The sequence below is a fragment of the Aliiroseovarius lamellibrachiae genome (genome assembly GCF_018599245.1).
Taxonomy (GTDB): domain Bacteria; phylum Pseudomonadota; class Alphaproteobacteria; order Rhodobacterales; family Rhodobacteraceae; genus Aliiroseovarius; species Aliiroseovarius lamellibrachiae.
Genome location: NZ_JAHEVJ010000007.1, coordinates 136254 through 157538, shown reverse-complemented (window position 1 = coordinate 157538; position 21285 = coordinate 136254). Strand labels below are relative to the sequence as shown.

21 protein-coding genes are annotated in these 21285 nt (G+C 55.9%); 11 read left to right on the top strand and 10 right to left on the bottom strand.

Annotated features, from left to right (window positions below):
• Nucleotides 1–7: 7 nt before the first annotated feature.
• From trmFO to gyrA, 3 genes are all read right to left on the bottom strand, one after another.
• Nucleotides 8–1354, bottom strand: a complete 1347-nt coding sequence (gene trmFO, locus KKW20_RS13315) for a methylenetetrahydrofolate--tRNA-(uracil(54)-C(5))-methyltransferase (FADH(2)-oxidizing) TrmFO (RefSeq protein ID WP_214568394.1) — start codon at nucleotides 1352–1354, stop codon at nucleotides 8–10.
• A 188-nt stretch (nucleotides 1355–1542) separates the two neighbouring features.
• A complete protein-coding gene (locus tag KKW20_RS13310; protein WP_214568393.1) occupies nucleotides 1543–1926 on the bottom strand; it encodes a VOC family protein in 384 nt (127 codons plus the stop codon).
• Nucleotides 1923–4715 carry a DNA gyrase subunit A gene (gene gyrA, locus KKW20_RS13305; RefSeq protein ID WP_214568392.1) on the bottom strand — a complete coding sequence of 931 codons (2793 nt, stop codon included), beginning with the start codon at nucleotides 4713–4715 and terminating at the stop codon, nucleotides 1923–1925. Before gyrA ends, KKW20_RS13310 begins: the two co-directional genes overlap by 4 nt.
• 284 nt (nucleotides 4716–4999) lie before the next feature.
• Between gyrA and ctaA the strand changes: the two genes are divergently transcribed.
• Together ctaA and KKW20_RS13295 are read left to right on the top strand one after the other, a co-directional pair.
• On the top strand, nucleotides 5000–6142 hold the full coding sequence (ctaA, locus tag KKW20_RS13300) for a heme A synthase (protein WP_214568391.1): 1143 nt from the start codon (nucleotides 5000–5002) through the stop codon (nucleotides 6140–6142).
• A gap of 1 nt (nucleotide 6143) precedes the next feature.
• Nucleotides 6144–7622, top strand: a complete 1479-nt coding sequence (locus KKW20_RS13295; protein WP_214568390.1) for a carboxypeptidase M32 — start codon at nucleotides 6144–6146, stop codon at nucleotides 7620–7622.
• 98 nt (nucleotides 7623–7720) lie between these two features.
• Here KKW20_RS13295 and KKW20_RS13290 read toward each other — a convergent pair whose 3' ends face one another.
• On the bottom strand, nucleotides 7721–7942 hold the full coding sequence (locus KKW20_RS13290; RefSeq protein WP_214568389.1) for a hypothetical protein: 222 nt from the start codon (nucleotides 7940–7942) through the stop codon (nucleotides 7721–7723).
• A 24-nt stretch (nucleotides 7943–7966) separates the two neighbouring features.
• Nucleotides 7967–8620: an alpha/beta hydrolase gene (locus tag KKW20_RS13285; protein ID WP_214568388.1), complete on the bottom strand. Its 654-nt coding sequence runs from the start codon at nucleotides 8618–8620 to the stop codon at nucleotides 7967–7969.
• 179 nt (nucleotides 8621–8799) lie between these two features.
• On the opposite strand from KKW20_RS13285, the gene iscR reads away from it, so the two are divergent.
• The 9 genes from iscR (at nucleotide 8800) to KKW20_RS13240 (ending at nucleotide 16488) form a co-directional block, all read left to right on the top strand.
• The gene (iscR, locus tag KKW20_RS13280; RefSeq protein WP_214568387.1) at nucleotides 8800–9261 is read left to right on the top strand and encodes a Fe-S cluster assembly transcriptional regulator IscR; all 462 of its coding nucleotides are present in this window, start codon (nucleotides 8800–8802) and stop codon (nucleotides 9259–9261) included.
• A 38-nt stretch (nucleotides 9262–9299) separates the two neighbouring features.
• Nucleotides 9300–10343 carry a cysteine desulfurase family protein gene (locus KKW20_RS13275; RefSeq protein ID WP_214568386.1) on the top strand — a complete coding sequence of 348 codons (1044 nt, stop codon included), beginning with the start codon at nucleotides 9300–9302 and terminating at the stop codon, nucleotides 10341–10343.
• A 17-nt stretch (nucleotides 10344–10360) separates the two neighbouring features.
• Nucleotides 10361–11884, top strand: coding sequence for a Fe-S cluster assembly protein SufB (gene sufB / locus KKW20_RS13270; RefSeq protein WP_214568385.1), 1524 nt, complete (start codon nucleotides 10361–10363; stop codon nucleotides 11882–11884).
• Nucleotides 11885–11904: 20 nt separating this feature from the next.
• The gene (locus KKW20_RS13265) at nucleotides 11905–12087 is read left to right on the top strand and encodes a hypothetical protein (RefSeq protein WP_246534605.1); all 183 of its coding nucleotides are present in this window, start codon (nucleotides 11905–11907) and stop codon (nucleotides 12085–12087) included.
• 92 nt (nucleotides 12088–12179) lie between these two features.
• Nucleotides 12180–12938: a Fe-S cluster assembly ATPase SufC gene (sufC, locus tag KKW20_RS13260; RefSeq protein WP_214568383.1), complete on the top strand. Its 759-nt coding sequence runs from the start codon at nucleotides 12180–12182 to the stop codon at nucleotides 12936–12938.
• The gene (locus KKW20_RS13255) at nucleotides 12935–14236 is read left to right on the top strand and encodes a SufB/SufD family protein (RefSeq protein ID WP_214568382.1); all 1302 of its coding nucleotides are present in this window, start codon (nucleotides 12935–12937) and stop codon (nucleotides 14234–14236) included. Before sufC ends, KKW20_RS13255 begins: the two co-directional genes overlap by 4 nt.
• Nucleotides 14237–14264: 28 nt before the next feature.
• The gene (locus KKW20_RS13250) at nucleotides 14265–14747 is read left to right on the top strand and encodes a YIP1 family protein (RefSeq protein ID WP_214568381.1); all 483 of its coding nucleotides are present in this window, start codon (nucleotides 14265–14267) and stop codon (nucleotides 14745–14747) included.
• Nucleotides 14747–15265 (top strand): YIP1 family protein, encoded by a 519-nt coding sequence (locus tag KKW20_RS13245; RefSeq protein ID WP_214568380.1) that lies wholly within the window; start codon nucleotides 14747–14749, stop codon nucleotides 15263–15265. Before KKW20_RS13250 ends, KKW20_RS13245 begins: the two co-directional genes overlap by 1 nt.
• Before the next feature lie 2 nt (nucleotides 15266–15267).
• Complete coding sequence (locus KKW20_RS13240) at nucleotides 15268–16488, top strand: cysteine desulfurase (RefSeq protein ID WP_214568379.1); 1221 nt, start codon at nucleotides 15268–15270, stop codon at nucleotides 16486–16488.
• 278 nt (nucleotides 16489–16766) lie between these two features.
• Here the strand turns inward: KKW20_RS13240 and KKW20_RS13235 are convergent, their stop codons facing one another.
• The 5 genes from KKW20_RS13235 to KKW20_RS13215 all read right to left on the bottom strand — a co-directional run bounded on the left by KKW20_RS13235 (nucleotide 16767) and on the right by KKW20_RS13215 (nucleotide 21161).
• Nucleotides 16767–17384 carry a TetR/AcrR family transcriptional regulator gene (locus KKW20_RS13235; RefSeq protein ID WP_214568378.1) on the bottom strand — a complete coding sequence of 206 codons (618 nt, stop codon included), beginning with the start codon at nucleotides 17382–17384 and terminating at the stop codon, nucleotides 16767–16769.
• A 1-nt stretch (nucleotide 17385) separates the two neighbouring features.
• On the bottom strand, nucleotides 17386–18258 hold the full coding sequence (ppk2, locus tag KKW20_RS13230; RefSeq protein WP_214568377.1) for a polyphosphate kinase 2: 873 nt from the start codon (nucleotides 18256–18258) through the stop codon (nucleotides 17386–17388).
• A gap of 72 nt (nucleotides 18259–18330) precedes the next feature.
• Nucleotides 18331–19269: a homoserine O-succinyltransferase gene (locus KKW20_RS13225; RefSeq protein ID WP_214568376.1), complete on the bottom strand. Its 939-nt coding sequence runs from the start codon at nucleotides 19267–19269 to the stop codon at nucleotides 18331–18333.
• 72 nt (nucleotides 19270–19341) lie between these two features.
• A complete protein-coding gene (locus KKW20_RS13220) occupies nucleotides 19342–20202 on the bottom strand; it encodes an ATPase (protein ID WP_214568375.1) in 861 nt (286 codons plus the stop codon).
• Between the two features lie 59 nt (nucleotides 20203–20261).
• Complete coding sequence (locus KKW20_RS13215) at nucleotides 20262–21161, bottom strand: DMT family transporter (protein WP_214568374.1); 900 nt, start codon at nucleotides 21159–21161, stop codon at nucleotides 20262–20264.
• Nucleotides 21162–21285 lie beyond the last annotated feature (124 nt).

Below are 21285 nucleotides of genomic sequence, written 5' to 3'. Positions count from 1 at the left end.
CACTCCTTTAGTCAAAATGAGCGAGCCATGCCGTCCAGTCCGCTTTGGCCCGATCTGTATAAGCTTTATAGCGATCTTTGCGGCCACGGCGTCCGCCTTTTAACCCATCAACAGGTTGAAACAGGCCAAAATTTACGTTCATCGGCTGAAAGGTTTTCGCCTCAGCACCACCCGTGATGTGGTGGATCAGCGCGCCCATCGCGGTGTCTTGCGGCACCACGGGAAGCTCTCGCCCCAGAATTTCAGCGGCGGCCATACGCCCCGCGATCAACCCCATCGCGGCACTTTCCACATAGCCTTCCACGCCGGTCACTTGCCCGGCAAAGCGCAAATTGGGGCGGGATTTCAGGCGCAATTGGTGATCCAAAAGGGTCGGAGAGTTCATAAATGTGTTGCGGTGAATGCCGCCCAAGCGGGCAAAATTCGCATTTTCTAAACCGGGAATTGATTTAAATACAGCGGCTTGCGCGCCGTACTTCATCTTGGTCTGAAAGCCAACAATGTTGAACAATGTGCCAAGTGCATTGTCGCGACGCAGCTGGACCACCGCATAGGGTTTTTCATCCGGTTTATGGGCATTGGTCAGCCCAACCGGCTTCATCGGGCCAAATCGGAGCGTTTCGCGACCGCGTTCAGCCATCACTTCAATCGGCAAACAACCATCGAAGTACCCAGCGGTTTCCCCCTCGTGAAACTCGGTTTTGTCGGCTGTCAAAAGCGCGTCAATGAAGCCTTCGTATTGATCCCTGGTCATCGGGCAGTTGAGGTAAGCTTTCCGCTCTTCCTCGGTCTCGCCCTTGTCATATCGCGACTGCGCCCAGACCACATCCATATCAATGCTGTCGGCGTAAACAATTGGCGCAATGGCGTCGAAAAACGCCAGCGCATCAGCGCCGGTTTCCGCCTGAATGGCCTCACCAAGGGCAGGGCTGGTCAGGGGGCCAGTTGCGAATATCCAATTGCTTTCATTGGGTAATTCTGTGATTTCGCCATATTCAACCGACACATTCGGCAGCGCCATCAACTGTGCGGTCACGTCCGCCGCAAAGGGATCACGATCTACCGCCAAAGCCCCACCCGCAGGCAGTTTATGCCGGTCTGCCGTGGTCATAATCAACCCGTCGGCAGCGCGCATTTCCCAATGCAAAAGGCCAACCGCATTCTGTTCATCATCATCAGAACGGAAGGAATTAGAGCAGACCATTTCCGCAAAATCCCCGGTGCGGTGGGCAAAGGTTTCCACCTTGGGCCGCATCTCATGCAGCACCACATCCACACCCATTTTAGCCGCTTGCCAAGCCGCCTCGGAGCCGGCCATTCCGCCGCCGACAATATGCAAAATCTTATCAGTCATCTGGGTGAAATAGGTCAAAATCAGAGAAAAGAAAAGCCCGAGTGGGACAATCTGCCTGCTTCCAAAACTTTAAACAGTTTAAAGATTTGAAACCGCAAACTTTAAACTGTTTAAAGGTCCAATTGGCAAAACTGTAAACTCTTTAAAGGGTGCTAAGTCGAAACTTTAAAGTCTTTAAAGGGGTGGACTCACCCAAATTCGATCAGATCCCAGGGGTTGCCATGAAGGTCTTCAAAAACCGCAACTGTGCCGTACGGCTCATTCCGCGGATCTTCACGAAAACGCACACCAAAGGCCAACATATGCGCGTGCATTTCGGCGAAATCATCGGTCTGTAAAAAGTGCCCGACGCGCCCGCCCGCCTGCTTGCCAATCACATCCGCCTGATCACCCTTGGCTTGGGCGATTAGAAACGCGGTCTCGGCGGATTTATGCGGCGCCATGCGCACCCAGCGTTTGCCATTTCCCATATCGGTGTCTTCGAGAAGCTCAAACCTCAGAGCTTCCCGAAACCAATTTATCGCCCGATCATAGTCATCGGTGAGATAGGCAATCAGCGCGAGGCGGTTCACTCGGAACCGCCTGTTGCCGCAGTATTCTCGCCACCAGTATTCTCGCCACCAGTGTTTTCGCCATCAACATCAGTGGTCTCTTCGTCGCTTTCCACAACGCGGGCCACGGACACAACGCTTTCGCCTTTGCCAGTGTTGAACACTTTCACACCCCCAGCCGAGCGTGACCGGAAGCTGATGCCATTCACAGGACAGCGGATCGACTGGCCCTTAGAGGTCGCGAGCATCACCTGATCGGTCATTTCAACCGGGAAGGAAGCCACAATATCACCGCCGCGCATCGCGCCAACCCCTTGACCACCACGACCCCGCACAGGGTAATCATGGCTCGAGGAGATTTTACCAATGCCGCTTCCGGTGATGGTCAAAAGCAGATCTTCGGCCGCCTGCATCTCTTCAAACCGCTCTTGGGTGATGGCGCCGACAACGTCTTCTTCGCCGTCCTCGTCATCACCAGCCGCATCCGCACCGGCCAACGCACGGCGCATTTTCAGGTACGCAATACGCTCGTCCGAAGTGGCGTCAAAGTGGCGGATTACCGACATGGACACAACTTCGTCGCCGTCATTGACCAGCTTAATGCCGCGAACCCCGGTTGACGCGCGCGAGTTGAACACACGCACATCCGTGACCGAGAAACGGATCGCGCGACCCGACGAGGTGACCAGCATGACATCGTCATTCTCGTCACAAATCCGCGCGTTGATCAGGCGGGTGCCTTCATCGTCACCTTCAAACTTCATCGCAATCTTGCCGTTGCGCATGACATTTGTGAAGTCTGACAGACGGTTACGGCGCACGGATCCCTTAGAGGTCGCAAAGATCACCTGCAAATCATCCCATTCGCTGTCGTCACGATCGACCGGCATAATGGCGGCAATCGACACACCCGGTGGGATCGGCAGAATGTTCACAATGGCTTTGCCTTTGGCGGTCCGGCCACCTTGGGGCAGACGCCAGGTTTTCAGCTTATACACCATGCCTTCGGTGGTGAAAAAGAGCAGCTGCGTGTGGGTGTTGGCCACAAACAGCTGTGTCACCACATCTTCGTCTTTGGTCGACATGCCCGACAAACCCTTGCCGCCACGCTTTTGCGCGCGGAAATCAGCCAGCGGGGTGCGTTTGATATAGCCGGTTTCGGTGACGGTCACGACCATGTCTTCGCGTTCAATCAGGTCTTCGTCGTCCATGTCACCGGACCAGTCGACAATCTCTGTGCGGCGCGGCACGGCAAAGGCCTCTTTGACCTCATTCAGCTCGTCCGAAATGATCGACATAATACGTTCACGAGACCGCAGAATATCCAAGAAATCCCGGATCTTACCGGCCAATTCTTGAAGCTCATCCGTCACCTCTTTCACACCCATCGCGGTCAGGCGTTGCAGTCGCAATTCCAGGATCGCGCGGGCCTGTGTCTCAGACAGGTTATAGGTGTTGTCATCGTTCAGCTTATGGGTCGGATCGTCGATCAGCTGGATGTATTCCGCAATGTCATGGGCAGGCCAGCGACGTTCCATCAGCTTGGCGCGCGCGTCGGCCGGATCAGCAGAGGCGCGGATGGTCGCAACCACCTCATCCACATTCGATACCGCCACCGCGAGACCACACAAAATGTGGCTGCGTTCGCGGGCTTTGCGCAGTTCAAATGCGGTCCGTCGGGTGACAACTTCTTCGCGGAAGGTCACGAAATGGCTGAGAAAATCACGAAGCGTCAGTTGCTCAGGACGGCCGCCATTCAGCGCCAACATATTACAGCCAAACGAGGTTTGCATCTGTGTGTGACGGAACAGTTGGTTCAGCACCACTTCGGCGGTGGCGTCGCGTTTCAACTCGACCACAACCCGCACGCCAATCCGGTCACTTTCATCCTGCACAGACGAAATGCCCTCAAGCTTTTTGTCGCGCACGCCTTCGGCAATACGTTCCACCAGCGTGGCTTTGTTCACCTGATAGGGAATTTCATCCAAAACAATGGCATAGCGGTCTTTCCTAATCTCTTCAACGCGGGTTTTTGCGCGGATCACCACGGAACCGCGCCCCTCGAGATAGGCTTTTTTGGCACCAGTTCGCCCCAGCATGATCCCACCGGTTGGGAAATCCGGGCCGGGCACATATTGCATCAAACCTTCGGAGGTCAGGTCCGGATCTTCAATGAGCGCAAGGGTGGCGTCAATCACTTCGCCCAGATTGTGCGGCGGAATATTGGTGGCCATCCCGACCGCAATACCGCCCGCACCATTGACCAGCATGTTTGGAAAACGTGCAGGTAAAACAGTGGGTTCCAGGTCCTTGCCGTCGTAGTTGTCTTGAAAATCAACGGTGTCTTTTTCGATGTCCGCCAAAAGCGAGGCGGACGGTTTGTCCATCCGAACTTCGGTATAGCGCATCGCCGCCGGGTTGTCCCCGTCCATCGAACCAAAGTTCCCCTGACCATCCAAAAGCGGCAGGGACATTGCAAAAGGCTGGGCCATCCGCACCAAGGCGTCATAAATCGCGCTGTCCCCGTGGGGGTGGTATTTCCCCATTGTGTCACCCACAGGACGGGCCGACTTGCGATACGGTTTGTCGTGCCCGTTGTTGGTTTCATACATGGCATAGAGAATGCGCCGGTGAACCGGCTTCAATCCATCACGCAGATCTGGGATCGCCCGGCTGACAATGACCGACATCGCATAATCGAGGTAAGAGGTTTTCATCTCATCTTCGATGGTGATGTTTGGCCCGTCGTATACGGGGCGTTCAGGCGGTGTTTCGCCTGTGTTTTCGGGAGTTTCTGGAGTGTCGCTCACGTTGTCCGCCGTTTTGGTGCGTTTCACACAATATCTTGATTGAACCTCTATATCATTGGGGGGGGTGCAGGGGCAACCGAAAGGGGCTGATCTGGCACGAATAAACGCGGGTTTTTGCCGTTTTCGCGCCGGTTTTCTTATTCGCTAACATATGACGGAGAGAGGACGCCGTTTTCGACCTTTTTCGCCTTGGCTTTCGCGCGCTCATCAAGGAATATCGCGGCCAAATTGATGCGGCCGATTAATGTGGCCAATTCATACGGCCAATTCATACGGAGAGCCAAATGTCTAAGCCTCGTAGCATTTTTGAGGACGTAAACGGTGAAACCACCAAACCCATTGCCCAGACCGGCGGGATCGAGCGTGGCGGGGCCGGGGGCGGCAACCGTACCTTGGTGCGGGTCTGGTTGATGATGCTTTTTGGGTTGGTTGCGGCGATGGTTATTGTTGGCGGGCTGACGCGGTTGACGGATTCTGGTCTGTCGATCACCGAATGGGCGCCTTTCACCGGCGCGATGCCGCCGTTAAATGACGCGGATTGGGTGCTGGAGTTTGAGAAATACCAACAAATCCCGGAATTCCAGCTGCAAAACAAAGGGATGGATCTTGCCGCCTTTAAGGGCATTTACTGGTGGGAATGGGGTCATCGTCAGTTGGGGCGCTTTATTGGGCTTGTCTGGGCGGTTGGCTTTCTGCTGCTTCTGGCAACAAAAAGCATTCCGACGGGCTGGGTGCCGCGCTTGGTTGGACTTGGCGCATTGGGCGGACTTCAGGGGGCCATTGGCTGGTGGATGGTCTCGTCTGGCCTGACCGGCGAAATGACCGATGTGGCCTCTTACCGACTGGCCACGCATCTGGGCTTGGCGTTTATCATTCTTGGGCTGATCACCTGGTATATGCTGACACTTGGGCGCGACGCGGCGGGTCTGATGGCCGCACGGCGCGCACGCGAGGGCAAGCTGTTTGGCATGGGCACCGGGCTTTTGCATCTGGCGTTTTTGCAAATCCTGCTGGGCGCGCTTGTGGCGGGCATTGATGCGGGGCGCAGCTTTGTGGACTGGCCGTGGATGGCGGATCAGTTCTTCCCGCCAGAGGCCTTTGAATTGACGCCGATCTGGCGCAATTTCTTTGAAAACGCCGGGTTGGTGCAGTTTATGCACCGGATGCTGGGCTATACGGTGGTGGTGTTTGCGCTGGTCGTGTGGCGCGTGTCGCGCCGCTCGCCCAATGCCACCACACGTATGGGATTTTCGCTTGCTGTGGTGATGATCCTGGCGCAAGCGGTGCTGGGCATCACAACCGTGTTGCAAGCATCCCCCTTACATGTGGCAATCACCCACCAAGTGGGCGCCATTCTGGCTTTTGTCCTTATTCTGAACGCACGCTTTTTGGCGGGATACCCCACCGAGCAATCCGTAAGAGGTTGATATGACTGCATATGATGAACTGATGGCTTTCCAACGCGACACATCTGCGTTGGGCGAAGTGGCGGGCCGATTGGGCTGGGATCAAGAGGTGATGATGCCGCCCGGCGCCGAAGATCAGCGCGCCGAAGAGATGGCGGTGATGGAGAAGATGCTGCATCAACGTCAAACCAATCCGCGCATTGGCGATTGGCTTGCGGCGATCAATGTCGCTGATCTGGACGCGGTCGGGCAGGCCAATATCCGTCACATCACCCACAGCTTTACCCGCCGTTCGCGTATGCCAGAGGCGCTGGCGACAGAAATCGCCCGCGTGACCTCAAAGGCGCAACGCCAATGGGCGGATGCGCGCGCGGCCAACGACTATAAAGCCTTTCAACCGGTGCTGGAGCAGGTGGTTTCTCTGAAACGCGAAGAGGCGGCGGCGTTGGCGAATGGTGGCGATCTTTATGACGCGCTGTTGGAAGATTACGAGCCCGGCACCACCGGCAATGACATCCAGAAGCTGTTTGATGCGTTGCGGCCCCGGCTTGTGGCACTGCGCGACGCGGCCATGGGGGCGGATCGGCAGCCAGAGAAAATCATCGGCACCTATCCCGCCAAGAAACAGATGAAGCTGTCGCGCAAGCTGGCCAAGAAATTCGGCTATGATTTTGGGCATGGACGTCTGGACAAGGCGGTGCATCCGTTCAGCTCTGGGTCCGGTCAAGACGTGCGCATCACCACGCGCACCGCGGCGGAAGACCCGTTCAACTGCATCTATTCCACCATTCACGAGGTGGGCCATGCCTGTTACGAGCTTGGTATTGATGACACATATCTGCTGACCCCGTTGGGCGCCGGCGTGTCGATGGGCGTGCATGAAAGCCAATCGCGGATTTACGAGAACCAATTTGGCCGCTCGCGCGCCTTTACCGGCTATTTGTATGAACAGATGGAGCAGGTGTTTGGCAAGGCGCCTGCCACCTCGGCTGAGGCGTTTTATGGCACCGTGAACCGGATCAACAAAGGCTATATCCGCACCGAGGCGGATGAGGTGCAGTATAATTTGCATGTCATGCTGCGCTTTGATCTGGAGCGACGTTTGATTGACGGCCAGCTGGATGTGGCGGATCTGGAAGAGGCGTGGAATGCGCGGTTTGCGGCGGACTTTGGCTATGAGGTCGACAAAGCCTCAAACGGGGTGCTTCAGGATGTGCATTGGTCGGTGGGCCTGATCGGATATTTCCCGACTTATGCCTTGGGCAATATTTATGCGGGCTGTTTGAATGAGGCACTGCGGGCGGATCTGCCGGATCTGGATGCGGAACTGGCACGCGGCAAGGCGACCTATGCGACCAAATGGTTGGGCCAGAATTTGCAGCAATTTGGTGGCTTGCGTGAACCGATTGCGACCATTGAACATGCCTGTGGCAAGCCGGTATCGGTAGAGCCGCTCTTGTCCTATCTCGAACAGAAGTTCAGCGATATCTACAAGCTTTAAAATAGCCTGATAACCATAAGAAAAGGCGGGGAATTCCCCGCCTTTTTTGTGCCAGATCTGAACGATCCGTAGCTATTTTGCCAGTCTATTTTGCCAGTCTATTTTGACAGTCTGGATTCTGCGATCTGCTTTAAGGACTGACGCGCCCGACCTTCGGCGCGACGCACCCGAACCGCCGTCATGTAAGCTTCGCCCAAAGTGGCGGAGGATGCGGTGATGGTTTTGTTGATCTGCATAATGATTTCCTCATCATCCAGCGCCTCGACCACCTTCAGCACATCTTTGGCCAAATCATCGGCAACCTGTTCTAGAAAATCCATAAAGCTTGCCCTCGTTTTCCGCGTTTACCGTGTGTTTTCGGTCAGGCGACGGCGCACATATTCATCCACACAGGTAATCATCGTGTCCATATGAGGCTCTTCAAAGAAGTGGCCGGACCCTTCGATTTCGGTGTGGGTGATGGTGATGCCTTTTTGCTCGTGCAATTTATCAACCAGCGCGTGGGTGTCCACGGGTGGGGCCACGCGGTCGGCGGTGCCGTTGATCATCAGACCAGAGCTTGGGCAAGGCGCCAAGAAGCTGAAATCATACATATTTGCGGGCGGGGACACCGAAATAAATCCGGTGATTTCCGGGCGGCGCATCAACAGCTGCATGCCAATCCAGGCGCCAAAGCTAAAGCCAGCCACCCAGCAATGTTTGGCATTTGGGTTCATGGATTGCAGGTAATCCAGCGCCGAGGCCGCATCGGACAATTCGCCCACGCCCTGATCATATTCGCCTTGCGACCGGCCCACGCCGCGGAAATTAAACCGCAACACGTTAAAGCCCATCTTGTGGAACGCATAATGCAGATTATAGACGACTTTGTTGTTCATCGTTCCGCCAAATTGCGGATGGGGATGCAACACGATCGCAATCGGTGCGTCTTTGGTTTTTTGCGGGTGATAGCGGCCTTCGAGCCGGCCCTCGGGGCCGGGAAAAATGACTTCGGGCATACGTCTCAGTCTCTCCTGTCACCTCACCGGTCCGGCTTTTCTTGACGGGTCCGGGTGAGCGCCATAATACGGTGTGCGCGTGTTGGGCCAAATTGGCCATTTTTCGCGTATCCATAATGACCTAGTGGCCCAAGCGGTCGAGGTCAATGTTTTTGGCAGTGTTTAGCGAGGCGACAAACATGAAACTCTCAACCAAAGGGCGGTATGCCATGGTGGCGTTGACGGATTTGGCGATGATGCCCGAAGGCGAGCTGTTGTCGCTGACCGATCTGTCAAAGCGTCAGGATATCTCGTTGCCCTATTTGGAACAGTTGTTTGTGAAACTGCGCCGCGCCGAGCTGGTGGAAAGTGTGCGCGGGCCGGGCGGCGGGTATCGGTTGGCAAAATCCCCCAGCGACATTCGCGTGGTTGAAATCTTGACAGCGGTCGATGAAACGGTGTCCGCCTTGCACAAAGGGGCAGGGGCGTCCGGTGGGCAATCAGGATCGCGCGCGCAAAGCATGACCAACCGTCTGTGGGAAGGGTTGTCTGCGCATGTCTATGTATTCCTTCACCAGACCCGCCTGTCGGATGTGGTGAAAAACGAACTGACCCCGTGCCCCGCCGTGCCGACATTGTTTTCGGTGGTGGACGAGGAATAGCACCTCTTCTCGTTATTTTCTAAGCAAAGGATCACATTATGGCGCGCGTTTACCTCGATTGGAACGCCACAACACCGCTGCGCGATGAGGCGCGGGTGGCGATGATCTCGGCGATGGATGTGCTGGGCAACCCGTCTTCGGTGCATTCCGAAGGGCGCGCGGCCAAGGGGTTGATTGAGCAGGCGCGCAAGGATTTAGCGGTCTGTTTGGGCGCTGAGGGCGCGGATATTATCTTTACATCTTCGGCGACTGAGGCGGCGGCTTTGGGTTTGGCGGGCCAAGATGCGCGGTGTTCCGGGGTTGAACATGATGCGGTGCGGTCGTGGTGTGTCGAAGAGTTGCCTGTTGATGCAGATGGACTGATGTCCACCGATGCGCCGGGGATCTCTGCGATCCAGCTGGCCAATTCTGAAACCGGGGTGATCCAAAAATTGCCTGAAGGTTTGTTGCTGACCGATGCCACGCAGGCTTTTGGCAAAATTCCCTTTGCGTTCAATTGGTGCGGGGCGCAGATGGCGATGGTCTCGGCGCATAAATTGGGTGGACCGAAAGGCGTTGGGGCGTTGGTGATCAAACGCGGAACCGATCTTGCCGCGCAGATCAAAGGTGGCGGGCAGGAAATGGGGCGCCGCTCTGGCACAGAGAATGTCATTGGCATCGCGGGCTTTGCCGCCGCCGCGAAAGCCGCCCAGCGTGAAATTGAAGGGGGAAGTTGCGAACGGATCGCAAAGCTTAGAAAGATTCTAGAAAAGACCATTGCGGAATCGGAAAAATCCACTATTTTTGTCGGGAATGCCGCGAACAGGCTTCCGAACACCTCTTGTTTCATCGCGCCCGGCTGGAAAGGCGCGACGCAAGTGATGGTGATGGACCTTGCAGGATTTGCCATTTCGGCGGGCTCTGCGTGTTCATCAGGGAAGGTCAAATCCAGCGCCGCTTTGCGCGCCATGGGGTTTAGTGAGACAGAGGCCGCCTGCGCGATCCGCGTATCTATCGGTGCCTCGACAAGTGAGGAAGAGATCCTGGCATTTGCCGATGCCTGGGGTCGTGAATATAAGAAATTCCGCGCCCGAAACGGGTAGTGGATTGAAAGGACGACATGGCTGGTTTGGATGATCTGAACGTCAAAGAAGGCGTCGAGGAGGAAACCGTTGAGGCGGTGAAAACGCTCGCGGGGGCTTACAAATACGGCTGGGAAACCGAGATTGAGATGGAGTATGCGCCCAAGGGCGTGAACCCCGATATTGTCCGGTTGATTTCCGAGAAAAACGAAGAGCCGGAATGGATGACCGAATGGCGTCTTTCGGCGTTTGAGCGTTGGGAAAAACTGGATGAGCCGTCATGGGCGCTGTTGAATTACCCAGAGATTGATTTTCAGGATCAGTATTATTACGCGCGTCCGAAATCGATGGAGAAAAAGCCCGAGAGCCTTGATGACGTTGATCCCAAGCTGTTGGAAACCTACAAGAAACTTGGCATTCCGTTGAAGGAACAGATGATCCTTGCGGGGGTTGAGGGTGCGGAAGATATGCCCGCTGAGGGCCGCAAAGTCGCGGTGGATGCGGTGTTTGATTCTGTCTCTGTGGGCACCACGTTTCAGGCCGAGTTGAAGAAGGCGGGCGTGATTTTCTGCTCGATTTCAGAAGCGATCCGCGAGCATCCTGAGCTGGTGAAAAAATACCTCGGATCCGTGGTTCCAGTGTCGGACAATTATTACGCGACGCTGAATTCCGCCGTGTTTTCCGATGGGTCGTTTGTCTATATCCCGCCAAACACGCGCTGCCCGATGGAGCTGTCGACCTATTTCCGCATCAACGCGGAAAACACCGGCCAGTTTGAACGCACGCTGATCATTGCCGACAAGGGCAGCTATGTGAGCTATCTTGAAGGCTGTACCGCGCCACAACGTGACACCGCTCAGCTGCACGCCGCTGTGGTTGAGATCATCATCGAGGAAGACGCCGAGGTGAAATATTCCACCGTTCAGAACTGGTATCCCGGTGATGAAGAGGGCAAGGGCGGCATCTATAACTTTGTGACCAAACGCGCGGATTGCCGTGGGGATCGGTCGAAAGTGATGTGGACGCAGGTGGAAACCGGGTCGGCTGTGACGTGGAAATACCCCTCGTGCATCCTGCGCGGGGCGGAAAGCCAGGGCGAGTTTTACTCGATCGCGATCACCAATAATCATCAACAGGCCGATACCGGCACCAAAATGGTGCATTTGGGGCGTGATACGAAATCTCGCATCGTGTCCAAGGGGATTTCGGCCGGCAAAGCGCAAAACACCTATCGGGGCCTCGTGTCGATGCACCCGAAGGCGAAAAACTCGCGCAATTACACCCAATGTGACAGCCTGTTGATTGGCGATAAGTGCGGGGCGCATACGGTGCCTTATATTGAGGTCAAAAATAACTCGTCCCGGGTGGAACATGAGGCCACAACGTCGAAGGTGGATGAGGAACAAATGTTCTATTGTCGCCAACGCGGGATGGACGAAGAAGAGGCCGTGGCGCTGATTGTGAATGGGTTTGCCAAAGAGGTGCTTCAGGCGCTGCCGATGGAATTTGCCATGGAAGCCCAACAGCTTGTGGCGATTTCGCTTGAGGGGTCCGTTGGGTAATGGCGCAGGGACAAAGCCTGTTGAGCAAGATTGAAGCGGTGATCCCCTTTGTCATGCCGACATTGGGCGGTCTGGCCGGGGTGATCATTGTGAACCTCAACCCACGCGAGCTTTTGAACCCGATGTATTGGGTTGGCGGCGGGATTGTGCTGGGCTTTATCGCTGCACGGTTGCTGCTGACATTGATGCGCCGCTGGGGCTAGATCACGGCGGGGATCACCAAAAATTTGCTGAGAACTCAGCGCAGAAATAGGTTTCAAGGCGCGACCTTGAGAAATACGCGAAGGAAGAAAATATGCTGAGCATCAAAGGCTTGGAAGTCAAACTTGAAGATGAAGACAAGCAAATCCTCAAGGGTGTGGATCTGGAAGTGCCTGCCGGGAAGGTGCATGCGATTATGGGGCCAAATGGCTCGGGTAAATCGACGCTGTCTTATGTGCTGTCCGGGCGTGATGGATATGAGGTGACCGCTGGGAGCGCAACTTTGGACGGCGAAGATCTGTTGGATCTGGACCCGGAAGAGCGTGCCGCCGCTGGCCTGTTCCTGGCGTTTCAATACCCGGTGGAAATCCCCGGTGTCGGCAATATGACCTTTCTGCGCACGGCCGTGAACGCACAGCGTAAAGCGCGCGGCGAGGATGAAATGTCCGCCGCTGATTTCCTGAAATTCATTCGCGCAAAAGCCAAAGACCTGAAGATCGACGCGGATATGCTGAAGCGTCCGGTGAATGTCGGCTTTTCGGGCGGCGAGAAAAAGCGCAATGAAATCCTGCAGATGGCGATGCTAGAGCCTAAGATGTGCATCTTGGACGAAACCGACAGCGGCTTGGACGTGGATGCAATGAAACTGGTGTCTGAGGGCGTGAATGCCCTGCGTGCCGAAGGGCGGTCGTTTCTTGTGATCACCCACTATCAACGCCTTTTGGACCACATCAAACCAGACGTCGTGCACATCATGGCGCGCGGTCGCATTGTGAAAACTGGCGGACCAGAGCTGGCGTTGGAAGTTGAAAACAACGGTTATGCCGACATTCTGGCGGAGCTGGACGCATGAACAGCCCCGTAAACACACCTGCACCACAACATGAGGGGCTGATTTCAGCCGAGGAGCGCCCCGCCTCTGGCGCGTGGTTGGCCAAAGCCCACACCGATGCCGCCGCACGTTTGACCCAAATGGGTCTGCCAAAGCGCCGCGATGAATATTGGAAATGGACCCGACCGGACGCGCTGCTGGCGGAACAAGCGGCCCCTGCCGCCGCCTTTGATTACGGTGATGAACAGCCGGTTTTTCATGCGGTGGACCGGTTGAAAATCGTCTTCGTCGACGGTGTGTTTGATGCAGAGGCCTCGGATGATCTATCCGGCGAAGGGCTTGAAATTGAACGCCTTGCGGAGGCTGCAAAAGCCGACATCCATTGGGCCAGCGGCCTTTACGGCGCGCTTGAAACCCGTGGTCACAATCCTGTGGACCGGCCTTTGGCGGCGCATAATTCGGCCATGGCAACCGATGGTGTCTTGATCCGGGCGACCGGCCAAGTGTCGCGCCCGGTCAGCGTGATGTATCGCCATATTTCCGACACCTCTGACGCCATTTTGCACCATGTGGTGAAGGTGGAAGAGGGCGCGTCGCTGACGCTTTTGGAAAACGGTACGGCGGCGGCACGTCTGTCGATGGTCACCGAAATTGACGTGGCTGATGGGGCATCGTTCCACCATGTGCGCGCGCAGGGTCGCGATCATGGCCGCCATGTTCTGACCCATATCTTTGCGCGTTTGGGCCGTGAAAGCGTGTTCAAAAGCTTTACCATGGCCGTCAATGGCATGCTCACCCGCAACGAATGTGTGATTGAGATTTTGGGCGATGACGCCATAGCCCATGTGGCCGGCGCCGCGCTTGGCGATGGTGCCGACGGCGCATTTTTGCACGATGACACGGTTTTTGTCACCCATGATGCGGTGAACTGCGAAAGCCGTCAGGTGTTTAAAAAGGTTCTGAAAAACGGCGCCACGGGCATTTTTCAAGGCAAAATCCTTGTGAAAGCGGGCGCGCAAAAGACCGATGGCTACCAAAAGTCGCAATCGCTTTTGCTGGATGAAGACGCACAGTTCCTTGCCAAGCCCGAGCTTGAGATTTATGCCGATGATGTGGCCTGTTCGCATGGGTCGACCTCGGGGGCGATTGACGAAGAAGCTCTGTTCTATCTGCGTTCGCGCGGTGTGCCGGAACGCATTGCCACCGACCTGTTGGTGCTGGCGTTTTTGGCGGACACCATCGAGGAAATCGAAGATGCGGACATCGCCGATGATATCGTATCGCGCCTAGAAGCGTGGCTGGAGCGTCACCGCGGTTAAGCCGGGGCGCTGAGGAAAGGGCAGGCCAATGTCGGTCATGCAAGATGTGCTGAAAAGCTACCGCACCCCGCGAGAGGTGTTTGACCGTCGTTTGGGGCATGGGGTGCGCGAAGATCGTGCGCTCGCCATCCTGATTGGTGCCTGCCTTTTGGTGTTTTCCGCACAAATGCCACGCCTTGCGCGAGAGGCGTTTGATACCGGGCAAGAGCTGAACATGCTGCTGGGGGCCGCGCTTTTGGGTTGGGTCTTTATCATGCCGCTGGTGCTGTATGGTTTGGGCACGTTGACGCATATTGTGTCGAAACCCTTTGGCGGCAAAGGCACCGCGTTTGGCGCACGATTTGCGCTGTTTTGGGCGTTGCTTTGCGCCAGCCCCTTGTGGCTGTTGTGGGGCCTTGTCGCCGGGTTTATCGGCCCGAGTGTACAGCTTCAGATCACCGGATTGATCGCCCTTGTGGCCTTTATCGCCTTTTGGTCGCTGAACTTCCGCCAAGCAGAATGGCCACGCTGATGCAATTTACCCCTGGATATCTGTTTGGTATGGTGCTGCAAACCATCCCCGAACCACGCAAGGTCGCCCGCGATCTGTTTGATCTGCCTGTGGCGCGCAAAGTGCGTTGGTTGGTGCTTTTGTTGATGGTTGTTTTGGCGACCATCCTTGGCGTGATCGAAGGTGTGTTCTTAAGCGTTGGCGTCTGGGCCATCTATCTGATGGGGCGCATGGCCGGTGGTCAGGGGCGTTTGGATGACGCGATCACTATTGCGATATGGCTGGAGTTTGTGCTGCTTGGGTTCCAGACGGTCACGCTTGTCTTTTCGCTGTTTGCCCCGGCGATGGCGGGTATTTTAATGGTGATGAGTTCGGTTCTGTTTTTCTGGATCCTCAGCCATTTTACCGCCGAAAGCCACGGGTTCCGGTCCGCCGGTCTGGTCTTTGTCTCCATCATCACCGTACTAATTCTGGCAGTGTTTGCACTGTCGTTCCTGCTTGTTCTCATGGGTGTCGAACCCATCGAGATGGGAGTGTAAGCATGTTTGATATCACAAAAATCCGCGCCGATTTTCCGATCCTCGCGCGTGAGGTGAACGGCCAGCCGCTGACCTATCTGGACAATGGCGCATCGGCGCAGAAACCGCAGGTGGTGATTGATGCGATTACGCGCGGCTACGCTGAGGAATATGCCAATGTTCACCGTGGTTTACATTACCTTTCAAACCTATCAACCGAACGCTATGAGGCGGTGCGTGGGATTGTTCAGCGGTTCCTGAACGCAGGGTCAGAAGACGAGATTATCTTTAATTCTGGCACCACCGAGGGGATCAATATGGTCTCTTACGCCTGGGCGGCACCGCGTCTGAAAGCCGGGGATGAGATCATCCTGTCGACCATGGAACATCACGCCAACATCGTTCCGTGGCATTTCCTGCGGGAACGGCAGGGTGTGGTGCTGAAATGGGTGGATCCGGAGCTTGATGGATCGCTTGACCCGCAAAAGGTTCTGGATGCGATCACTGATAAAACCCGGCTGATTGCGGTCACGCAGTGTTCCAACGTGTTGGGCACCGTCGTCGATGTGAAAACCATCTGTTCGGGTGCCAAAGCGCGCGGAATTCCGGTGCTGGTGGATGGCTCGCAAGGTGCGGTGCATATGCCTGTGGACGTGCAGGATCTGGGCTGTGATTTCTATGCCATCACCGGCCACAAACTTTATGGCCCCTCTGGGTCCGGTGCGATTTATGTCGCGAAAGAGCGCATGGCTGAAATGCAGCCCTTTATGGGTGGCGGCGACATGATTGATGATGTGCGCAAAGAGGTCGTGACCTATGCCAGCGGGCCGTTAAAATTTGAAGCCGGCACGCCGGGTATTGTGCAAACCATCGGCATGGGGGCCGCGCTTGAATATATGATGGGTCTTGGCATGGAAAACATCGCCGCCCATGAGGCTGATTTGGCGGCCTATGCGGCGGAGCGTTTTGCCGGGCTGAATTGGGTGAACGTGCAGGGCTCTGCACCGGGCAAAGCGGCGATCTTTTCGCTGACCATGGACGGCGCGGCGCATGCGCATGACATCTCGACCATTCTCGACAAAAAGGGCATTGCCGTGCGGGCCGGGCATCATTGCGCCAAACCGCTGATGGAGCATCTGGGCGTGGCGGCCACGGCGCGCGCGTCCTTTGGGCTTTATAACACCCGCGATGAGGTGGATACGCTGATCAAAGGGTTGGAGCTTTGCCATAAGTTGTTGGCGTAAGCGGCATCTGGCTGGGGCGCTGCCCCAGACCCCGGGATATTTGTTGAAAGAGGAAAAGCGTTAGGTGCAGTTGCCCATTGTGGCAAACCGATCGCGCAGGCTGCCATCTAACGTGCGCTTTTGCCAAACTGCGCGCGCCAATCTGGACGTGCTGTCCCTTTGAGGGTTCAACCGTGAACCAATAAGAGAGCAAAAATGAGCAGCAAGGCGGTCGAGAGCTGTTCGTGAGGCATGGCCCAGACAAAGAGAATTTTCCGAAACTTCTACAAAGGCACTGTTCAGCTATCCGGTTTGATCAGTCCAAGGCCGCGCAAATAGATCCCGATGCCGGTTTCGAGTAGATCCTCGGGTGGGAACGGGCTTTTTTGACCGGGGGAGCCGCGGCCGAAAAGCTCAACCACACCATGGCTTAATGCCCAAATATGGGCGCTGACCATTTTGGCGGGCGGGCGTTTTTCCGGCGGGATGTTTTCGGCCAAAGCCATCGCAGCCTCTTCCAAAACGGCCATGGCACGGTTGGCGACGATGGCCAATTCGGGGGATTGGTTCACCGACACGCCGCTTTCAAACATGGAAATATAGTGGCCAGGGTATTTGCGGGCAAAGGCCAGATAGGCGCGGCCGGTGGCTTCAAAGCTTGAAAGCGGTGAGGGTTGGCCCTTCGCGTAGGCAAATTCCATCAAATCGGCAAAGATTTCATAGCCTTGGCGGGCGGCTTCGGCGATCAGTTCTTCGCGGCCTTTAAAATGGCGATACACCGCGGCGGGGGTTACGCCGGCCTGTTTTGCGGCCTCGGACAGGGTAAAGCCGGTGGGGCCTTTTTCCTCGATCAGGGCCAAGGCCGCCTCAACCAAAGCTTGGCGCAGATTGCCGTGATGATAGCCGCGTTTTGACATGTCAGCTCCCGGTCCAAAGGTCGGGGCCGCCACAGATCTGCGCGTCGGGCGCGCAGGCGACATTGCTGTCTTTTCCAGCGTAATCAATGCCTTGCAGGACAGCACGAAGGGCCGCCAGACGTGCGCGACGTTTATCATCGGATCGCACGATGGTCCAAGGGGCTTGGGGCCGGTGGCTGCGTTCAAAGGTTTCGCCGATGGCTTGGCTATAGCCGTCCCAACGGTTCAGGCCTTCCACATCAATCCAGCTGAGCTTCCATTGTTTGAGCGGGTCTTTTTCGCGGGCCAGAAAGCGGCGCAATTGCTCGGCGCGGCCGACGTTTAGCCAGAGTTTGACAAAATGGATGCCTTCATCGACCAGCATGTCTTCGAATTCGGGAAGCTGGCGAAAAAATGCCTCGCGTTGAGGGTCTTCGCAAAAGCCAAAAACCTTTTCGACAACGGCGCGGTTGTACCAGCTGCGATCGAATAATGTGATCTCACCTGCGGACGGTAAATGTTTGATATAGCGCTGAAAATACCATTCACCTTGCTCGCGGTCCGAAGGTTTGGAGAGCGCCACAACATTGGCCACGCGCGGGTTCAGGTTTTCGCGAAAGCGTTTGATTGTACCGCCTTTGCCGGCCGCATCGCGCCCTTCAAACACCACCACAACCCGCTTGCCGGTTTCCTTCACATCCGCCTGCAGTTTCACCAATTCAAGCTGTAACGCTTCTAGTTCGCTTTCATAGACGTCCCGGTCCATGCGGTCGGTGTAAGGATATGATTCTGAAAGGATATCCTTTTTTCCACCGGACTTAATCGCATCGCGCACGTCCTTGGGGGCGGTCTTCGTAAAGAACTCGGAGATGGCACCATCGAAGGGCAGGGACATGGAAAGTAACCTCCTGATTTCACGCCATTATGAGGGCGCAGGCCGTTCATGTAAATGCGATTAACTATGGTGTTAGCCGCGAAGATCTTCGACCGTGGTCCCAATCTCGTCCATATTAAAGGGCGTGGTCAGATACATTTCCGAAATCCAGTTCGCATAAAGCAGATGCGCGTGGCTGCGCCAGCGGTTTTCGGGCGCAAGCGAGGGGTCGTTTTCCGGATAGTAATTCATCGGGATATTGATCGGCGCGCCCTTGGCCACATCGCGATCATATTCGCCCTTCAACGTCTCGTCATCATACTCAAAATGGTTGAAGATATAGAGCGCGCGGTGGGCGGTGTCTTCGATCAGACAGGGGCCGACCTCGTCCGAGGCCAAAAGAGTGCGAAGCGCAGGATGCTGATCCACGTCCTCTTGCATAATCTCGGTCCATCGGCTGACGGGAACCACGCAAGTATCAGAAAAACCACGTAAATATGGGGATGACGCATGTTTGTTGGCCTGCGGAAAACAGCCAAAAGCCTTGGCTGCCAACAGGTGTTTTTGCACACGATGGAAGTGGTAAATCATCGCCATTCCGCCCCAGCAAACGCCAAAGGTGGAATGCACATTGGTCTGGGTCCAGTCCATAATCTGGGTCAGCTCGTCCCAATAGGTCACATCCTCAAACGGCATCTGTTCAATCGGCGCGCCGGTGATGATCAGCCCGTCGAATTTCTGGTCTTTGACGTCGTCCCAAGTTTGGTAAAACGCGCCGATATGCGCCTCTGAGGTGTTTTTGGACACATGTTCCGCGGGGCGCAGCAGCGTCAGTTCGATCTGCAGCGGGTGTGCGCCAATCAGTCGCGCAAACTGCGTTTCGGTTTCGATCTTTTTTGGCATCAGATTGAGCAAAGCGATGCGCATGGGGCGGATATTTTGCCGCGCGGCCTGATCATCCGACATGACCATCACGCCCTCATCCGTCAGCACGTCGAAGGCCGGGAGAGTGGAAGGCAATTTGATGGGCATGGGTCTGCTCCTATTAAAAGTGTCGCGTGGGGGTGTGAAAAAGATGGGGCAGATCACCCCAAGATCAAGAGGTTACGCCGCGTCGATCGCGGCGCCGATCATTCGGTCAAAATCATCGTGTGTCTTGATCTGGGCCACGTCATGCGCGCAAAGGGTCACCCCATGCTGGGCCATTTGTTCATACAGCGGCTGGCGATGCGCAAGGGCTTGGGCATAGGTCCATCGGATGAAGGTGTCCGGATCAACATCACCCTCTTTCATGTTGAATTCATTCAAATATTCCAACCAGACCCGAGCAAGAAATTCGGGTTGATAGGCCATTGGTTTCGGGGACCGATCAAAGCGACGCACCAATTCCTGGGTGTGGCGATCATCGCCTTTCAGCCACACCAGCAAACAGTCGCGCGACAATTTTTTCAGGATCGGATCCTCGGCGCCTTTGGCGGGGTCAATCCATTCACAAATCGACCCGCCGCTGTCACAGATGAAATGCGGATAGTCATAGATGTGTTCCGCGCGGTCGATAAAGCGGGCGGTGTCCATCAGGGCCGAAACCTCGGCCTGTTTGAATTGCTCTTGCCGGCGTTGATACTCCGCCATCGGCAGGCCACCGCGCGCGGGATCGCCGGGTTTGCCCAGATAGGTGGCCACGGGGGTAAGATTGTCAAAGGAGATTTTCGACGAAATACGAATGCTATCGGTCAGCAAAAGATCGCGCAGAAAAGGCACTTTCATCGCCTCGGACTTAAAGTTGTCGGTGATGTGTTCGCCCATATACCGCGTCCCGATACGGTAATCGATCGAATAATGGAACCAATCGCCATGCGCGCGCAGCAGATTGGACAAATAGGTTTTTCCCAGGCCGGACATGCCAAAAAACAGCACGCGTTTGTGCGGTGCGTTGTGCCAATGCTGCGCAGAACTATAGATCATGCCCGTTATCCCTGCCGGATGTCCCTGTTGTCCTTTCGTAAGGCGGCAGGGCCGGGGGGTCAAATGCTTCTGCGTTTGAAAAGGCGTCCGTCAAGGATCACCAACCCGAATGCCAGCAGACCAAGTCCGAAATAGGCCAGTGGCGGGATGCTCTCGTTGCGCAGCCACGCCCCCAGACAGATGGCAACCGGCGGAATGATCAATGTCACCAACATCAGATTTCCCGAACCAGCAGCCGCGAGGATGCGGTAATAGAGAAGATAGGCCAAGGCGGTCGCGACAAGGGCATAGTAAAGCACCGCGGCCCAGGTGGTCGCCCCCATCGACAGGGGCAATGGGCCATCAATCATCCAGCTGAGCGGCAGCATAACAAGGGCAGAGCCGGTGACCATGCCCATGGCGGCCACTTGGGGGGTCAGCTCCGACAGAAATTTACGCGCCCAGACCCCGGCAAATGCATAAGAAAGTGTGGCGGCGATGGCGGCGAGCTGTGCAAGAGATCGAAGGTCAAACTGTGTGATCGCCTCTGGCCCAATGGCCAAAACCACGCCCGCAAACCCCACACCAACCCCAAGGGTTTTTCGCAGGTTTAGCCGCTCATCTTTCAGGAAAATTGCGGCCACCACCACGCCAAACAGGGCCGTGGAGGCGTTGAAAATCGCGGTTAGCCCACTTTCGATCGACAATTGCGCCCAACTGAGAAGGGTGAAGGGAATGATGTTGTTCAGCGCCCCCATCACCAACAAAGCCAGCCAAATTCGCGGCCGGCGCGGAATGGGGTATCCCTTCCACAGGACAAAGCCCCAAAGGATCGCCGCCGCCCAGATCAACCGATGCGCCACGGCATGTAATACCGATATTTCGTCGAGTGCGATCCGCGTCGCAAGGAAGACGCCGCCCCAAATCAGGCCCAATAGGCCCAGTTCAACCCAGCTTCGTGTAGAGATGTTTTGTGTCATGCGGTGAGAGTGCGGTATTTCAGCGGTTGCGCCAATCCGAAACATGCGCGAAAGCCTGAATTTCATCGCAAAACGCAAAACGCCCCGCGCGTTGGCACGGGGCGTTTTAAGGATTAAAAACCGA